At 44.0% G+C, this 15,260-nt stretch carries 15 protein-coding genes; 6 read left to right on the plus strand and 9 right to left on the minus strand.

Translation table 11 applies throughout. The annotated features are described in order from the left end of the window. Positions 1 to 48 precede the first annotated feature (48 nt). Positions 49 to 486, minus strand: coding sequence for an RNA polymerase-binding protein DksA (gene dksA / locus AB3F25_RS03690; RefSeq protein ID WP_373604159.1), 438 nt, complete (start codon positions 484 to 486; stop codon positions 49 to 51). A 260-nt stretch (positions 487 to 746) separates the two neighbouring features. Between dksA and AB3F25_RS03695 the strand changes: the two genes are divergently transcribed. From AB3F25_RS03695 to AB3F25_RS03720, 6 genes are all read left to right on the plus strand, one after another. Continuing rightward, the gene (locus AB3F25_RS03695; RefSeq protein WP_373604160.1) at positions 747 to 3,134 is read left to right on the plus strand and encodes a DNA internalization-related competence protein ComEC/Rec2; all 2,388 of its coding nucleotides are present in this window, start codon (positions 747 to 749) and stop codon (positions 3,132 to 3,134) included. 39 nt (positions 3,135 to 3,173) lie between these two features. Next, a complete protein-coding gene (gene msbA, locus AB3F25_RS03700) occupies positions 3,174 to 4,934 on the plus strand; it encodes a lipid A ABC transporter ATP-binding protein/permease MsbA (RefSeq protein ID WP_373604161.1) in 1,761 nt (586 codons plus the stop codon). Between the two features lie 72 nt (positions 4,935 to 5,006). Then, complete coding sequence (gene lpxK / locus AB3F25_RS03705; RefSeq protein WP_373604162.1) at positions 5,007 to 6,005, plus strand: tetraacyldisaccharide 4'-kinase; 999 nt, start codon at positions 5,007 to 5,009, stop codon at positions 6,003 to 6,005. Beyond that, complete coding sequence (locus AB3F25_RS03710; protein WP_373604163.1) at positions 5,998 to 6,177, plus strand: Trm112 family protein; 180 nt, start codon at positions 5,998 to 6,000, stop codon at positions 6,175 to 6,177. The genes lpxK and AB3F25_RS03710 overlap by 8 nt, the downstream gene beginning before the upstream one ends. A gap of 10 nt (positions 6,178 to 6,187) precedes the next feature. Next, entirely contained in the window at positions 6,188 to 6,952 is a 765-nt protein-coding gene (gene kdsB, locus AB3F25_RS03715) for a 3-deoxy-manno-octulosonate cytidylyltransferase (RefSeq protein ID WP_373604164.1), read from the plus strand. 103 nt (positions 6,953 to 7,055) lie between these two features. After that, positions 7,056 to 8,204 (plus strand): lytic transglycosylase domain-containing protein, encoded by a 1,149-nt coding sequence (locus AB3F25_RS03720; RefSeq protein ID WP_373604165.1) that lies wholly within the window; start codon positions 7,056 to 7,058, stop codon positions 8,202 to 8,204. Positions 8,205 to 8,268: 64 nt separating this feature from the next. Here AB3F25_RS03720 and AB3F25_RS03725 read toward each other — a convergent pair whose 3' ends face one another. From AB3F25_RS03725 to AB3F25_RS03760, 8 genes are all read right to left on the minus strand, one after another. Next, the gene (locus AB3F25_RS03725; protein ID WP_373604166.1) at positions 8,269 to 8,910 is read right to left on the minus strand and encodes a lipoprotein HlpB; all 642 of its coding nucleotides are present in this window, start codon (positions 8,908 to 8,910) and stop codon (positions 8,269 to 8,271) included. Between the two features lie 104 nt (positions 8,911 to 9,014). After that, the gene (locus tag AB3F25_RS03730) at positions 9,015 to 9,332 is read right to left on the minus strand and encodes a cytochrome c (protein WP_373604167.1); all 318 of its coding nucleotides are present in this window, start codon (positions 9,330 to 9,332) and stop codon (positions 9,015 to 9,017) included. A 3-nt stretch (positions 9,333 to 9,335) separates the two neighbouring features. Then, on the minus strand, positions 9,336 to 9,815 hold the full coding sequence (locus tag AB3F25_RS03735) for a TlpA family protein disulfide reductase (protein WP_373604168.1): 480 nt from the start codon (positions 9,813 to 9,815) through the stop codon (positions 9,336 to 9,338). Beyond that, positions 9,805 to 10,476, minus strand: coding sequence for an ABC transporter ATP-binding protein (locus tag AB3F25_RS03740; protein ID WP_373604169.1), 672 nt, complete (start codon positions 10,474 to 10,476; stop codon positions 9,805 to 9,807). The genes AB3F25_RS03735 and AB3F25_RS03740 overlap by 11 nt, the downstream gene beginning before the upstream one ends. Before the next feature lie 140 nt (positions 10,477 to 10,616). Further along, positions 10,617 to 11,750: an ABC transporter permease gene (locus tag AB3F25_RS03745; protein WP_373604170.1), complete on the minus strand. Its 1,134-nt coding sequence runs from the start codon at positions 11,748 to 11,750 to the stop codon at positions 10,617 to 10,619. Beyond that, a complete protein-coding gene (locus AB3F25_RS03750) occupies positions 11,740 to 13,098 on the minus strand; it encodes an ABC transporter permease (RefSeq protein ID WP_373604171.1) in 1,359 nt (452 codons plus the stop codon). The genes AB3F25_RS03745 and AB3F25_RS03750 overlap by 11 nt, the downstream gene beginning before the upstream one ends. A 2-nt stretch (positions 13,099 to 13,100) precedes the next feature. After that, on the minus strand, positions 13,101 to 14,507 hold the full coding sequence (locus AB3F25_RS03755) for a Fe-S-containing protein (protein ID WP_373604172.1): 1,407 nt from the start codon (positions 14,505 to 14,507) through the stop codon (positions 13,101 to 13,103). Between the two features lie 182 nt (positions 14,508 to 14,689). Then, the gene (locus AB3F25_RS03760; RefSeq protein WP_373604173.1) at positions 14,690 to 15,208 is read right to left on the minus strand and encodes an iron transporter; all 519 of its coding nucleotides are present in this window, start codon (positions 15,206 to 15,208) and stop codon (positions 14,690 to 14,692) included. Positions 15,209 to 15,260 lie beyond the last annotated feature (52 nt).

Here is a 15,260-nt window from a genome sequence, read left to right on the forward strand (position 1 = left end):
TTTGGGGGCAGATCATTTTTAACCGCACTTTTTTTCTTCAAGTGATATCTAACCCGCTACTTGTTTTTCACGAATTTCCGCCAGGGTTTTACAATCAATGCAGAGATCGGCAGTCGGACGTGCTTCTAGACGACGAATACCGATTTCCTCACCGCAAGAATCGCAATAACCGAAATCTTCGCTATCAAGTTTTTTCAAGGTAGATTCGATTTTTTTCATTAATTTACGTTCGCGGTCGCGGTTGCGTAGTTCTAAGCTGAATTCCTCTTCCTGAGTCGCACGATCAGCCGGATCCGGGAAGTTCGCCGCTTCATCACGCATATGCGCTACAGTGCGGGATGCCTCTTCCATGATTTGTTCGTGCCAAGCCGTTAAGATTTTACGGAAGTGAAGAATTTGATCTTCGTTCATATATTCTTCACCTTTTTTTGGTTGATATGGTTTAACGCCTGCAAGATCTAATAAACTTAGCGATGCTTTCGACATATCTCACTCCTAATACGAACAGAATTTAAGCGTGAAGTTCACGACTTCCTGTCTTATCATTATAGTTCGTTCTCTACGACTTTTCTGAGAACCCGATTTTTAAGGGCGATATAAATAGCAGAACTTAATCGGTTTAGCAAATAGAATTTCCCAATTAGAACTGGATTTTGCGATCCTGATCGCAAGATTGTCGAGATAAGATTGTCCTTTAATAAAAATCCCACTAGCTTCGGCACATCTTTATTTTTTTGCCGATCGCCATGCCTTTTAATTTATTCATCCTTGCCGGAGCAATGATTTTTGCCTCCTTTTCGTTGTTAGTTTTACCGGACTTTCTTTTGTTAACCGATAAAACCCTGTGGCTTTGTCTATTAGTGCTGATTCCGCTCTTATTGAGCGCTTATTTGTGTAAAAAAATATCGATTTACCGTATTTTGGTGGTGTTGATTATCATCGTTTCTGCATTAGCCTACGCTCATTCTTTCGCCCTGGATTTATTAAACCAAGCCAATTCGGTCTCGGCTCGCAAACAGCAATTAAGTTTTACCGTCGAGGAAGTGCTACATCAACAAGCATATCAAACAATCATTGCGCGAGCTCAATTGGCAGAAGGACTGCCGGAACAACGTATTTTTTTGAATTGGAAAGCCGAAGAACGGCCTTTTTTAGGCGAACAATGGCAAGGCGAGGTTACTTTGCGCCCGCTTTCTGCAAGATTGAATTTGGGCGGATTTGATCGACAGCAATGGTATTTTTCCAAAGGTGTTATTGCCGTGGGAACGGTAAAAGAAGCGATTAAAATAGGTGAAAACTTTTCGTGGCGTACGACAAAATTACAACGCGCGTTACGACAAACCTCGGATCTGTCGCAACAAGGGCTGTTAATGGCGCTGGCATTTGGCGAACGGGCTTGGTTGGACGATACTTCTTGGAAAATTTACCAACAAACTAACACCGCACATTTAATCGCTATTTCCGGTTTACATATCGGCTTGGCGGCGGGCATTGGTTTTTTATTGCTGCGCGCGTTACAATTTGCACTGCCGACATTGGCTATCCAACCGCTTTTGCCGATATTAAATGGGCTGCTTTTTGCGCTGCTTTATGCGTATTTGGCCGGCTTTAGCGTACCGACTTTACGTGCCATTTCCGCTTTAGTTTTTGTGGCTTTTATTCAATTTTCACGACGCTATTATTCCGCCTACCAGCTTTTCGTATTAGTGGTGGCGTTTCTATTGTTTTATGATCCGCTGATGCCCCTTTCTACCAGCTTCTGGCTTTCCGCCGGTGCGGTGGGTTGTTTGATCGTATGGTACCGCTATGTACCATTTTCCTTATTTCAATGGCGTCATAAACCTTTTTCGCCCAAAGTTCAGTGGGTTTTAGGGTTATTTCATTTGCAATTCGGTTTGTTAATACTATTCACCCCTTTGCAGCTTTTTTTGTTTAACAGCGTGGCAGCAAATGGTTTTTTTGCCAACCTGATTGCTGTGCCATTGTATAGCTTCTTGTTGGTGCCGTTGATTTTGTTTGCGGTATTGACCGATGGCGCTTTTTATTCTTGGTCATTGGCAAACGGATTGGCAGAAGCGATTACTCGGCTGATCGCTTTTTTTCAAGGTGAACAACTGATATTTTCCTTTAATTCGGCATTAATATTGACTGCAATTTGTAGCTTACTTTTTCTCCTACTGATTCGTTTTATTTATCGTGAACGAGCGATTTCCCCGCAAAATTGGCAAATTAAACCGTCCCGCGGTTTTACCTTAAATATAATCGAGCCTTGGTCTCCCGTTCGACGGAAAAAAATAACCGCAGGCTTAATCGGCATAGCGCTTTTGTGCTTGTCTTCGGTGCTTATTCGACAATGTTCGGCACCGCATTGGCATCTTGACACGCTTGACGTAGGGCAGGGCTTGGCCACTTTAATTGTAAAGAATAATCGTGCGATTTTGTATGATACCGGCGCTGCATGGAAAGGCGGTTCTATGGCGGAGCTGGAAATTTTGCCTTATTTGCGGCGCGAAGGTATTACGCCGGAAAAACTGATTTTAAGCCATGATGATAATGATCATGCCGGCGGTGCAAAAGCAATTTTCGAGGCTTATCCCAATGCGGTGCTAATTAGCCCTTCCGCGCAAAGCTACGGTGAAACGTATCGCATCGAATGTTTACAAGGCAAAGTTTGGCACTGGCAAGGTTTATCTTTAACTGTACTCTCTCCGCAGCACCGCATTGAACGCGCGGAAAATGCGGATTCTTGTGTGATTTTAGTCGAGGACGGCCGTCATCGCGTGTTATTAACGGGCGATGCAGAAATCAAAAACGAACAAGTATTTGCCCGTTCGCTGGGGAAAATCGATGTGTTACAGGTTGGCCATCATGGGAGTAAAACGTCCACCGGAGAATTTCTGTTAGCGCAAAGCAAGCCGGATATCGCCGTAATTTCCAGCGGACGCTGGAATCCGTGGAAATTCCCTCATCCTTCGGTGATGGAACGTTTGCGTCGTTATCAAAGTCGGGTGGAAAATACCGCGGTGTCGGGACAAATCAGAGTGAATTTTTATTCCGAGAAATTGGCGGTTCAACGGGCGCGTCATGCTTTTTCGCCTTGGTATGCGCGGGAAATTGGATTCTCAAACGAATAACGGGTACAATGCCGCCAATTTTTTTACAAGATAATAATTATGCAAAATCAAAAATTACAAGACGATTTTTCTACTGTGCAGACTTTTAAGCGTTTGTGGCCGATGATTAAGCCTTATAAAGCCGGTTTAGTAGTGGCGGGGGGCGCTTTAGTTTTTAATGCATTGGCAGATTCCGGTTTGATTTACTTATTAAAACCATTGCTTGACGAAGGTTTCGGCGAGGCTGATCACAGTTTTTTGAAACTGATGGCATTTGTAGTGATCGGGGTGATTTTTTTGCGTGGTGCCACTAGTTTTGTGTCTAATTATTGTTTGGCTTGGGTGTCGGGCAAAGTGGTGATGAATATGCGTCGTCGCTTGTTTAAGCATTTGATGTTTATGCCCGTGAGTTTTTTTGATAGCAATCCTACCGGAAAACTTCTTTCGCGCATCACTTATGATTCCGAGATGATTGCCAATTCTTCGTCGAATTCATTAATTACCATCGTACGCGAAGGCGCCTATATTATTTCCTTGTTGGCGGTAATGTTTTATACCAGTTGGGAATTGACGATCGTGCTTTTTATTATCGGGCCGATTATTGCGGTGCTGATTCGAACAGTGTCGAAAATTTTCCGCAAATTAAGTAAAAACATGCAGGATTCCATGGGCGAACTAACCTCTACCACGGAACAGATGCTGAAAGGGCATAAAGTGGTGCTATCTTTCGGCGGACAATATGTGGAGGAAGAACGTTTTAATCAGGTGAGTAACGATATGCGTCGTAAAGGCATGAAAATGGTGACCGCGGATGCGATTTCCGATCCTGTGGTACAAATTATCGCCTCGCTTGCTCTCGCTGCGGTACTTTATCTGGCAACCACGCCCTTAATTGCTAACGATAATCTGAGCGCAGGTTCTTTTACCGTGGTGTTTTCTTCCATGTTGGCGATGATGCGTCCGTTAAAATCTCTAACTAATGTAAACTCTCAATTTCAACGTGGAATGGCTGCCTGTCAGACATTATTTGCCATTTTGGATCTCGAACCGGAGAAAGACAACGGCAGTTACAAAGCCGAGCCCGCGAAAGGCGAAGTGGAATTTAAAAATGTCAGTTTTGCTTATCAAGGCAAAAATGAATTGACACTTAATCATATTTCCTTCAAATTGCCGGCGGGAAAAACTATCGCTTTGGTAGGGCGTTCCGGTTCTGGTAAATCGACTATCGCCAATTTGGTAACGCGTTTTTACGATATTGAACAAGGCGAAATTTTACTTGACGGCGTGAATATTAAAGATTATCGCTTATCTAATTTACGCGAAAATTGCGCGGTGGTTTCACAGCAAGTGCATTTGTTTAACGATACCATTGCCAACAATATTGCTTATGCGGCGAAAGATAAATATTCCCGTGAAGAAATTATCGCTGCGGCGAAAGCGGCTTATGCACTGGAATTTATCGAAAAATTACCGCAAGGTTTTGATACGGTTATTGGTGAAAACGGCGCTAGTCTGTCCGGCGGTCAGCGCCAACGTTTAGCAATTGCTCGCGCATTATTGCGCAACTCACCGGTATTGATTTTGGATGAAGCGACTTCAGCATTAGACACGGAATCCGAACGCGCAATTCAAGCCGCATTGGAAGCATTGAAAAAAGATCGTACTGTATTGGTGATTGCACATCGCTTGTCCACCATTGAAAACGCCGATGAAATTTTAGTCATCGATCACGGCGAAATTCGTGAACGCGGCACTCACCAACAATTACTTGATTTAAACGGCGTGTACAAACAGTTGCATAATATGCAATTTAGTGGTTAACCACGGATGAATGAAAAACGCGAGTTAGAAAACTCGCGTTATTTTATTTTGTATGATTAGAAAGGATAGGCTATGCCATTTTGGTACTCTCATTCTAAACTCGCTTGGCTATTTTTGCCTTTTTCTCTTTTATTTTGGTTACTTAGCCGAATTCGTCGTGCGTTATTTTCTCTCGGCTTAAAATCCTCTTATCGCGCGCCGAAGCCGGTAGTGATTGTTGGCAATTTATCCGTTGGCGGCAACGGCAAAACGCCGGTAGTGATTTGGTTGGCTGAAGAATTAAAAAAACGTGGATTGCGCGCGGGGGTGATCTCTCGCGGCTACGGCAGCAAAGCGCAAAACTATCCTTTGCCGGTAACAGCAAACACGGATCCTGTTAAAGGCGGTGACGAACCCGTATTAATCGCAAAACGCACCGGTGTACCGGTAGTGATTGCGCCGAATCGGCGGCAAGCCATAGAATTGTTGTTAAAGCAAGCTGAGTGCGATGTCATTATTGCCGACGACGGTTTGCAGCATTACTCGCTACAGCGCGATGTCGAAATAGTCGTAATGGATGCCGAACGTGCGCTGGGCAACGGTTTTTTATTACCGGCAGGGCCTTTGCGCGAATTACCGAGTCGCTTGAAAAGCGTGGATTTTATTATTACCAACGGCGGCAAAAATCAGTATTCCAATGCGGTGCTGAAATTGATCCCCAACTATGCAATTAATTTAAAAACCGACGAGAAGCGCCCATTAAGCGCTTTCCAATGCGGTGCAGCTATCGCCGGCATCGGCAACCCGCAACGCTTTTTTACGATGTTGGAAAGGTTGGGAATTCGTTTGAGCGAAACTCAAGCTTTCCGAGATCATCAACATTTTTCTGTGGCTCAGTTGGAAAAAATAGCATCAAATCAACCGCTCTTTATGACTGAAAAAGATGCCGTAAAGTGCCAAGTTTTTGCTCAAGATAATTGGTGGTATGTGCCGGTGGAAGGAGAAATCGTCGATGCAGACGAATCCGGCGAAAATCTTGCGTGCTTTTGGGCAAAAATTGAAGCTTTGGTGGAGAAATATCGTCATGGCTGAAGGCTTAAATCCCAAATTGCTGGAAATTCTTGCATGCCCGCGTTGTTTGGCGCGCTTGCAATATGATGCGCAACATCAACGTTTGATTTGTCGTTATGAGCGTCTAGCCTACCCGATTAAAAACGGCGTGCCGCTGTTGCTCGCCGAAAAAGCGGAAACTTTGAAAGAATAAGGAAAAGATTATGACATTTAGCGTAATTATTCCCGCCCGTTTTGCGTCGTCACGCTTGCCGGGCAAACCACTGGCCGATATTGCCGGCAAGCCGATGATTCAACATGTATTTGAAAAAGCACGGCAGTCCGGCGCAAGCCGTGTAATTATCGCCACCGATAATAAAAATGTGGCACAAGTGGCAAAAGATTTCGGTGCGGAAGTCTGTATGACTGCCGAACATCATAATTCCGGTACGGAACGTTTGGCGGAAGTGGTGGAAAAATTAGCCATTGCAGATGACGAAATTATCGTCAATATTCAAGGTGATGAGCCGTTAATTCCGCCGCGAATTGTGCGTCAAGTGGCGGAAAACTTAGCCAATTTTAAGGTGAATATGGCAAGCCTTGCGGTGAAAATTCAGGAGCCTCAAGAATTATTTAACCCGAATGTGGTGAAAGTGTTGACCGATAAAAACGGTTATGTGCTGTATTTTTCCCGTTCGGCGATTCCTTACGACCGCGATCAATTTATGAATTTGCAAGAGCCGGAGAAGGCGCAACTTGCCGATGTTTATTGGCGCCATATCGGCATTTACGCCTACCGTGCCGGTTTCATTAAACAATACGTGCAATGGGCGCCGACTGAGTTAGAAAATTTAGAAAAACTTGAACAGTTACGCGTGTTGTGGAACGGCGAACGCATTCATGTGGAATTAGCCCAAGAAGCGCCGGAAGTCGGCGTAGATACGGCAGAAGACTTGGAGAAAGTACGTTCAATTTTAGCCCGGCATTGATTTTTATACGTTCGGTTGCATCTTGCCCATTCGTATTTTCTCGTTCGGGGTTATTTTTTATTTAAGCGCGTTTAGTCTAATTATTTGTTTTAAAGTGAAATTAATGAAAAGTATTCCTTTTATTTCAACCTTTCTTTTATCGACGTTTACCTTTGGATGCTCAAGCAGTGAATCGGATACTCGCTACGGCACCGCATTGAACTCTCAAAATAGCACCGCATTGAACCCAAGCTTTATTGCTTCAATTGACGCGGATGCTACTTACGATAAGTCCCGCACGCCGGATAATTTTGATGATTACGTACAATTTTTAAAAGGCAAAGCAGCGGCACAAGGTGTGTCGAAATCTGTATTGGCGGCGCAAAATAATATCCGATATGTGCAAAAGGCAGTGGATTTAGATCGTGCACAAGCGGGCAGCGTTAAAAAACGTGACCCGAATGCACCGCCGATTTTAAATCCAAACGGCACGACAAACTATCTCAACAAGGTGCTGACCGATAATAAAGTAGCCATTGCCGAAACGCGTTATTGGGAAACTTTGGAGCCGTTGCAACGGGCCAGTCAACGTTATGGCGTGCAGCAGGAATATATTTTAGCGCTGTGGGGGATGGAAAGTAGTTTCGGGCATTATCAAGGTAATTATGACGTGCTGTCCGCTTTGGCTACGTTGGCTTTCGAGGGACGACGCGAGGCTTTGTTCGGGAAAGAATTTATCAATGCGATGAAAATGTTGGAACGCGATCATATTCATCGCGAACGTATGCTTGGTTCGTGGGCGGGAGCTATGGGGCAAACTCAATTTATGCCGAGTGCGTTTTTAAATTATGCGGCAGACGGCGATGACGACGGCGTGAAAGATATTTGGACAAACCAATTTGACGCGTTCGCCTCTATTGCGAATTATCTGCATACCGTGGGATGGAATGATAAATTACCTTGGGGAGCGGAAGTGATGTTAACGCAACCAATGGCGTTATCTTTTGCCGGTGTTGAGAAAGATAAAGCCCGTTCATTAAGCGAGTGGCAAAGCTTAGGCGTAGCGCCTTTGAATTTTAGTGCGCAAGAGCAAGAAAAATGGCGTGTCCTTGCCGATACGCCGCTTTGGTTAGTTCGCCCGGATAAAGAAGTGGGACGCGTATTTTTGGTATCTAATAATTTCCGTACGATTTTAGATTGGAATAAATCTAATTATTTTGCTCTGAGTATCGGTATGTTTGCCGAGCGAATTAAGGACAGAGTGGGATTATAAGAATTCCGGATACAAAAAAAGTGCGGCAAATTAATTGACCGCACTTTTGCGTTTTAGAGAGGAATTATTTTGCTGCCGGTGCTTGAGCCGGGGCAGGATTTAATTTTGCTTCGATTTGCGCGCTAAGTTGTGCTAAAGCTTGCATTTCGTTTTGTAATTGTTGTGCTTTTTCAACGTAAACTTTTTGTTCCGCTTCATCTTTGACATTAGCTTGTGCAACTAGTAATTCGCTTGCAAGAGCTAAGACGTTTTTTGTTTTAGTTTGTGCCGATTTAATTAAATCGGATTTAATTTCTAATGCGTCTAAGCTTGCGATGCTTGCTTGAACGGTTTTATTGAATTCTTCAATTGCTGCCTTAGCTTTGTTTTCATCTTGCGCAACGATTGCAGCTTGTAATTCTTGTTGTAGTTTTTGTTGGCTTTGCGCTTGCGCTGCACCCTGTTGTTGATTCCACGCAACTAATTTTTCGTAGTCCGCTTTTTCTTGTTCTTCCGCACTTAATGCAGGCGCTGTTTCAGCTGGTTTTGTTGCCTCAGCCGGTTTTGCCGCCTCGGTTTGTTGTGTGGCTTCAGCCGGTTTTGCTGCCTCGGTTTGTTGTGCAGTTTCTGGTTTTGCGTTATTTGCAGGTTTGTCCGCGGGTTTATCGCAAGCGGTTAAGAATAACGCGAATAATGCGGTTGCGCTGATTTTGGTAAATTTGTTCATAAATAATCCTTTAAGTTGAAATTTAAGTATATTTTTCTTAGCGGAAAAGCCAAGCCCTGTTAAGACCGTCTATTCTCGGCTTAGTTTCATTATTTTTCAAGAATTTATTTTAAGTCCGGAATAAATTCTGAAAGTGCGTGAATTTCTTCATCGCTTAAACGTTGTTTAGCCGGATTGCCGGCACCGACAATTTTGCCACTTTTATGATCAAAAAGTGCGCTTGAAATTTCCTCTGCGTTTAACTGATTGATAATTTTTGATTTGCCCATCGCCGGTTTTTCGCCGCTTTTGCCGTGACAAGTAGCGCAGGAACGTTTATAAATTTTTTCAGCCTTGGCTAAATTAGGATTAGCGGGGGATTCCGCTTGTACGAAAAAAGAAAAACAACAAAGCGCACCGAGTAAAAAGTAAATTCGTTTCATAACTTATCCTTTAAAAAGTTTATCCAACTCTTTTTGCGGAATTTTTCCCTCAAATTTTGCTTGAATATGGCCGTCTTTATCAATAATAAAAGACGTTGGCGTACCGACTAATTGATAACGTTCTGCGGTGATTTTCATTTGATCTTTAATGACCGGTTGTGTGATTTGACGTTTGTTCACCACGGCTTGCGTATCGGCTTTTTCGCCGTCCACGTTAATTGCGATCAATTGCACCTTATTTGGATATGCCGCTGCGATGCCTTCCAATTCTTTTAATTCCGCTACGCAAACGCCGCACGTTTCCGACCAGAAAGTGAGCAGACGTGTACCTTGCCAATCGCTTAACTTCGCTTGTTTGCCTTGCAAGTCGTAGGCGACAATTTCCGGCGCTGCGTCGCCGAGACTGGCGGTTTGCTCTTTGCAGCAAACGGTGCAGAGAATTGCCGCACTTAGCGCCAGTAATTTTAATCGCTTATTTTGCATGTGTTTCCTCTTTGATGAATTTACCATGGTGTAAATAAATTACGCGATCGGTCAGCTTACCCAACTCGGGATTATGCGTCACCATCACGATGGTTCTGCCTTGATGGTTTAAGCGTTGTAATAAATCAAGCACTAAGGCCTCATTTTTTTCATCCAAATTGCCTGTTGGTTCGTCGGCAAAAATTACCGGTGGCTGGTTCACCAAGGCGCGCGCGATACAAACCCGTTGTTGTTCGCCGCCAGAAAGCTGACTAGGACGGTGTTCAATGCGGTGCTCTAAGCCGACTTGTTTCAGTACCGCTTTGGCAGTGGCTTCATCAATCACGCTATGATAATGTTGCGCCAACATCACGTTTTCTAACGCTGTCAAATAAGGAATTAAATGGAATTGTTGGAATACCAAACCGATTTTTTCTGCACGGAAGCGTTGACGACCGGTTTCATCCAGTTGTGCCGTATCTATGCCGTCCAATATCACTTTGCCTTCGCTGGCGGTATCTAATCCGGTCAGAATATTCATCAAGGTAGTTTTACCCGAGCCGGATGCTCCCATAATGGCGACAAATTCGCCTTCGGCAATTTGAATGTTAATGTCTTCCAGCGCTGTAACTTGGTCGAAGCGTTTGTATAAATGCTGGGTTTCGATTACAAAATTAGTCATACTTTTCTCTTTGTGCCATGGGTGGATCTACCCACGGTTACGTATAAGCGTTCCCCGTTGGGGAACTTACAATTTCTACCCAAAAGAAAAGGGTAGGGCTATGCTTAACCTAGAGTAACGAATTACCCTAGACATAAAAATTACTCTCCCTTCAAAACATTCGCCATTTGAATTTTTAGTGCGCGGCGGGTCGGTACTATTACCGCGATCAAGGCGACGAATAATGATAAAACAATGGTGATGGGAATTACCGGCAAGCGCATATCGATATAGGCTTTAAACACGGTGAATCCTAAAATTTGCGCCAATAAATAGCCGAAAATTAAGCCCGCAATGATAGCTGCTGCAGCGATAATTAAAATTTCCGTACAGATTTGTTTAATAATATCCGATTGTTTTGCCCCTAAGGCTTTTTGTAGGGCAAATTCTTTAGCGCGTTCGCCGACAATTGCGATTAAGGTGGTGTTCACGCAAAGTGTCGCCAGCACTAAAATCACCAGTGAAATTAATCCCATCAAGCCTTTGATTTTATCCAAAATCTGTCCCTCAGAGGCCGATACTTTACGAATTGGGCGCGCAACCATATCGGGATATCGCTGCATGATTGTTTCGGCAAAACCATCCGCTTGGCCGGATTCGTTTTTTACGTTAAGTAAACCATTATTGGCAAGTCCTTCTTTTTCCAACCAATTTTGTGCAAAATCAAGATTCACGATCAGCATGTTATCGGTGGCATCGCCGGCTTCTACAATGGCTTTAATGGTAAATTGATGTTTTTCTATCGAATTTTTGCTCAATTGCAATTTATCGCCGATTTTTAAGTGGAGACGTTCCGCCAAGGTTTTGCCGATCATCGCATTGCGATCGTCAAAGTTCACATTAATTGGTGTGCCGCTAATTTGCCAATAAGGCGCAAGAATACTCATATTTTCAAAGCGTACTCCCATGATGACGATTTTTTCCAATTCACTACGTGCAACGCCATAAATATAAGGACTGGCGGCACTGATTAAGCCGTGTGGGGCTTGTTGTAATATCTCATCAAAGCGATCGACCTCAATCATACCGCCGGTTGTCGAACCGATATAGAAATTGGCACCGAAAGTGCGCAATTCTTGGCTCATTTTTGTGTTGATATCAAAATACACAGCGGCCATCGCTGTCACGATACTTGCGCCCACAGCAAGTGCAGTGAAAATAATTGTTACGCGTTGTAAACGCAGGCGAAGCGCACGGAAAATTAAACGCCAGAACATCGTTTTATTAGCGGCCATACAGCACCTCCACTGGGTACAATTTGGCAATGCGGTGCGCTGGGAACCAAGTACCGATTAGCGCGATAAGGATGGATAATGCCAACACGCACGGAATGACAATCCAAGCAAAACTTAATGGCGCGCCGAATAATGTTGTACCGATAAATTTCGCCAATCCCCAGCCCGCAATACAACCAAAAGCGCCGCCGATAAGCGCACTGAGAATCGCTTCGCAATAAAATAGTAATACAATTTGCCATTGATAAGCGCCAAGCGCTTTCATTAAGCCGATTTCTTTTGCCCGTTCGATAATAGAGGAGCTCATTAACGAAGCAATCCCCATTGCCGCTGCGATTAATGCCGCTATGGTCACGACGGCAAGCAATAATTGAATTTTACCGATTACGATACCTTCCGATGCCGCCACTTGCCAAATCGGGCGTACTACTGCGCCGGAAATCGCTTCTTCCAATTGGTGGGAAATGGAGGAAACGTAGGCTGTGCAGTACCAGCGATCGTATTCTTCCGCATCTAACGCATCGCTATTGATGCGTGCTTTGCGGGAAAGTGTATTTTCCGGCACTGTCAGCGCGGACACTTTGACTGATTGTACTTTACCTTCTAAACCGAGTAAGGCTTGCGCTGCGCTTAACGGCATTACGATTAGGTTATCTTCTGTACCACCGGTGGTTAAAATACCTTGAATTTTGATTAAACGTTGATTGTCAATGTCACCTTCTTGATAACGCAGATTTAAGCGATCGCCGATTTTCCAACCTTTATGTTTGGCAAGTTGGGCGCCTGCGAGTACGGGAATTTGTTCGCCGAAATTATCCTCTGTGTCATTCACCCATTCGCCTTGTACTTGCCAATAGGGGCTAATAATACGCTGTCCGGTGTGATAGTCCTCTTCATCCGGTACGGCGATGTGATGATCGAAAAAGGTGCCGAGAATACTGATGTTTTCGCTCGCAGTGGCAGCAGAATGAGCGTCAGATATTGACAACCCTTTTTCAGCTTGTACCTTTTTAGCTTGAACCGTAGCCGTCAGTTGTGGGGCGAAGCCAACAATATTATTGCGCCAGAAAATATCTTTAATCGCCGGCAGTTCTTTTTCATCAATAAAATCTTGGCTTGCCAATGCGGTGCCGGTATTGAACTCTTCCGAGAGCACCGCATTGCCGGCCGGTTCGATTAAAATATTCGCACCGTAAGATTTTAGCTCTTTCGCCATTTTGTCGCCAATGTCGATGGATACGGCAAGCAGCGCAGAAACTAAGCAGGCCGCCAAGAAAATGGTGATTATCGCCAATAATTTGCGTTTAATGCCGAATCGCCAAGATTGAAATAACATTCTTGCTAACATCGTTATTCCCCTTGTTTTTTCAGGTTACCGAGGTATTTTTCCGGATTATCGCGGAACAGCTCAAGATTTTCCTCATTTTCAAAGAAATAAGTGTGATTTTCATAGCTGTATTTGTGCTCGGTTTCGATGTTTTTAAGCTTTGCGCCACTAATCGGATCTTGCACGTTGATTTCCACGATGGTGCTAAATAAATTCAGTCCATCCTCCAAAGAGGCACGATTAATTACGACGTCATTTTCCGTTTGTTGCCAATTTTCTATGGGCACCGGATTACAACCGCCCGGTTTGCCAATGGATGGGATAAACATATGTACGCCACAGCCCACGCAGACCACTTGGTTGTCTTGCATCACATAACCTTGATCGCCGCACAATAAGCAGGCATCAAATACCGCTGCGAGACTGATTTTCGCCGGTTGGCGGTTAATTATGAAAAAACGTACCGCTTTTCCATCATCGGCAATCCAGACAAAACGATGCAGTTTACCGTCTTTTACTTGCTCAATAGGAATATGTAAGTTTTCTTCTTCATCTAATGTAACTGGCTGAGCTTCAGAAAGTTGGGGTGGACGCGAGGCGATTTGTTCCCAGTAGAGTTGGTTTGTCACAATAATTATCGCGGCAAGCACGCCCCAACGGATGAGGCGACGAGAACTTAGTGCGGCTGCTAATTTTTGACGTTTTTCAATTGGATTTCCCGCTTGTGCCACGGCTTGTATGCGGGCGCGGTGAATGCTTCCGTAGAATAGCCCGATAAATAACAGAATTAATGCAGCACAAATATAGTTTAAATAACCGGTGATTTCGCCGGATTTTGCTACGAAACTTAAGCGTGGTTTAGTGAGTTCGATGAGTTGCAATTTCATCAAACTAAGCATCAATTCACCGATGATTGGAATAATGAGGCAGACTAAAAGCAACGCGATGAGACTTTTAAATCGAGCGATGAATTTTTTGTGTGTTTTTTCGCTTTGCTGGAAGAGAAAATAAATCCAAGTACTGAGGAACCCGCAAAAAATAATGCCAAAAATAACAGCACTGGCCTGCAAAATAAAATCGGTGTTGATGACATCAATATTGGTGAGCGTGCCAATATTTGGATCCTTCGCCCATAAATTGCCGGCGATAAGCATCAATAAAAATTGCCAGAAATAAGCGAGTTTGCGTGTATTAAAACATTGGCTGGTGGCGAATAGAATGAATGTCGCAAGCAAGAAAATTGTAAAACCGAGATTGAAAGTTTGTGTGCTAGGTGAATTCAGACGTAAAGTAACACCGACAAAAAAGGCGAGTAACGAACCCCAAATTATGCCTTTTAGGTAAAGATCGCGAGATTTGGCCCATGCCGCACCGAGTAAAAGGCTGATGGGAAGCAGAGTTTGTAGTAGGAAGGTGAAGAAGTAATTCATAGATTAGTGTAAAGCTTGAAGTTAATAACTTCGCTCTCTCCGTTTACAGAGGGAGCTGTCGCGTAGCGACTGGGGAGGGATTGTAACGGTATTACAAAAATAACATTAGATTTAATCGCTTTTCTCCCTCCTTCCGCCTTCAGTACCTCCCTCTGTAAACAGAGGGAGGGAAGGAACAGAGATTATTTTATCCCCGTAAATTTAAATTCATAATTTACATCAAAAGGTTTCCACCAACGGCCAACGCCGGTTTCCTCGTCAGTATGGCGGTGCATACCAGCTTTTGATGGCGGATCGATGTGGTAAGTTAATTTGTAGTTACCCACACCCATCATTTTTACGTTTGCACCATAGTGTGGACCGTCACCTGCAACCATTGGCATGAAGGTGCCTTCTTGTTTTTCGCCGGTATCGGTATTCACTAAAGTATAGTTAATCGTAAGGTACGGCATCCATTCGCCGTCGCCGAAACCGTTTTTGTTACCTTTCACCGCGTGAATATCCGCTTCCAAATGAATATCGGATTTGGCCGCCGGTAAACCCATGCCACGCGGTTCCATATCAATCGGTTTTAAATACACGGCAGCGATTTCCATTTCATTCATGGTTACGGCTTCACCGATCGGATATTCGGTAAAGGCGTTAGCGCTAGCGGCAAACAAACCTGCTGCAAGTGCGGTCGCGATAAGTGCTTTTTTCATATTTTTTCTCCTGAGATGAAGGTTAGGTTTATATCATGCAAGGACAAATTAT

It is taken from the genome of Aggregatibacter sp. HMT-949 (assembly GCF_041734645.1).
Classification (GTDB): domain Bacteria; phylum Pseudomonadota; class Gammaproteobacteria; order Enterobacterales; family Pasteurellaceae; genus Rodentibacter.

What these genes read in the sequence shown, in the direction of transcription:
- lpxK (WP_373604162.1), top strand. Translation starts at nt 5,007, where the DNA reads ATGCCATTTTGGTACTCTCATTCTAAACTCGCTTGGCTATTTTTGCCT.
- AB3F25_RS03745 (WP_373604170.1), bottom strand. Translation starts at nt 11,750, where the DNA reads ATGGCCGCTAATAAAACGATGTTCTGGCGTTTAATTTTCCGTGCGCTT.
- kdsB (WP_373604164.1), top strand. Translation starts at nt 6,188, where the DNA reads ATGACATTTAGCGTAATTATTCCCGCCCGTTTTGCGTCGTCACGCTTG.
- msbA (WP_373604161.1), top strand. Translation starts at nt 3,174, where the DNA reads ATGCAAAATCAAAAATTACAAGACGATTTTTCTACTGTGCAGACTTTT.
- AB3F25_RS03760 (WP_373604173.1), bottom strand. Translation starts at nt 15,208, where the DNA reads ATGAAAAAAGCACTTATCGCGACCGCACTTGCAGCAGGTTTGTTTGCC.
- AB3F25_RS03755 (WP_373604172.1), bottom strand. Translation starts at nt 14,507, where the DNA reads ATGAATTACTTCTTCACCTTCCTACTACAAACTCTGCTTCCCATCAGC.
- AB3F25_RS03695 (WP_373604160.1), top strand. Translation starts at nt 747, where the DNA reads ATGCCTTTTAATTTATTCATCCTTGCCGGAGCAATGATTTTTGCCTCC.
- AB3F25_RS03735 (WP_373604168.1), bottom strand. Translation starts at nt 9,815, where the DNA reads ATGCAAAATAAGCGATTAAAATTACTGGCGCTAAGTGCGGCAATTCTC.
- AB3F25_RS03730 (WP_373604167.1), bottom strand. Translation starts at nt 9,332, where the DNA reads ATGAAACGAATTTACTTTTTACTCGGTGCGCTTTGTTGTTTTTCTTTT.
- AB3F25_RS03740 (WP_373604169.1), bottom strand. Translation starts at nt 10,476, where the DNA reads ATGACTAATTTTGTAATCGAAACCCAGCATTTATACAAACGCTTCGAC.
- dksA (WP_373604159.1), bottom strand. Translation starts at nt 486, where the DNA reads ATGTCGAAAGCATCGCTAAGTTTATTAGATCTTGCAGGCGTTAAACCA.
- AB3F25_RS03720 (WP_373604165.1), top strand. Translation starts at nt 7,056, where the DNA reads ATGAAAAGTATTCCTTTTATTTCAACCTTTCTTTTATCGACGTTTACC.
- AB3F25_RS03710 (WP_373604163.1), top strand. Translation starts at nt 5,998, where the DNA reads ATGGCTGAAGGCTTAAATCCCAAATTGCTGGAAATTCTTGCATGCCCG.
- AB3F25_RS03750 (WP_373604171.1), bottom strand. Translation starts at nt 13,098, where the DNA reads ATGTTAGCAAGAATGTTATTTCAATCTTGGCGATTCGGCATTAAACGC.
- AB3F25_RS03725 (WP_373604166.1), bottom strand. Translation starts at nt 8,910, where the DNA reads ATGAACAAATTTACCAAAATCAGCGCAACCGCATTATTCGCGTTATTC.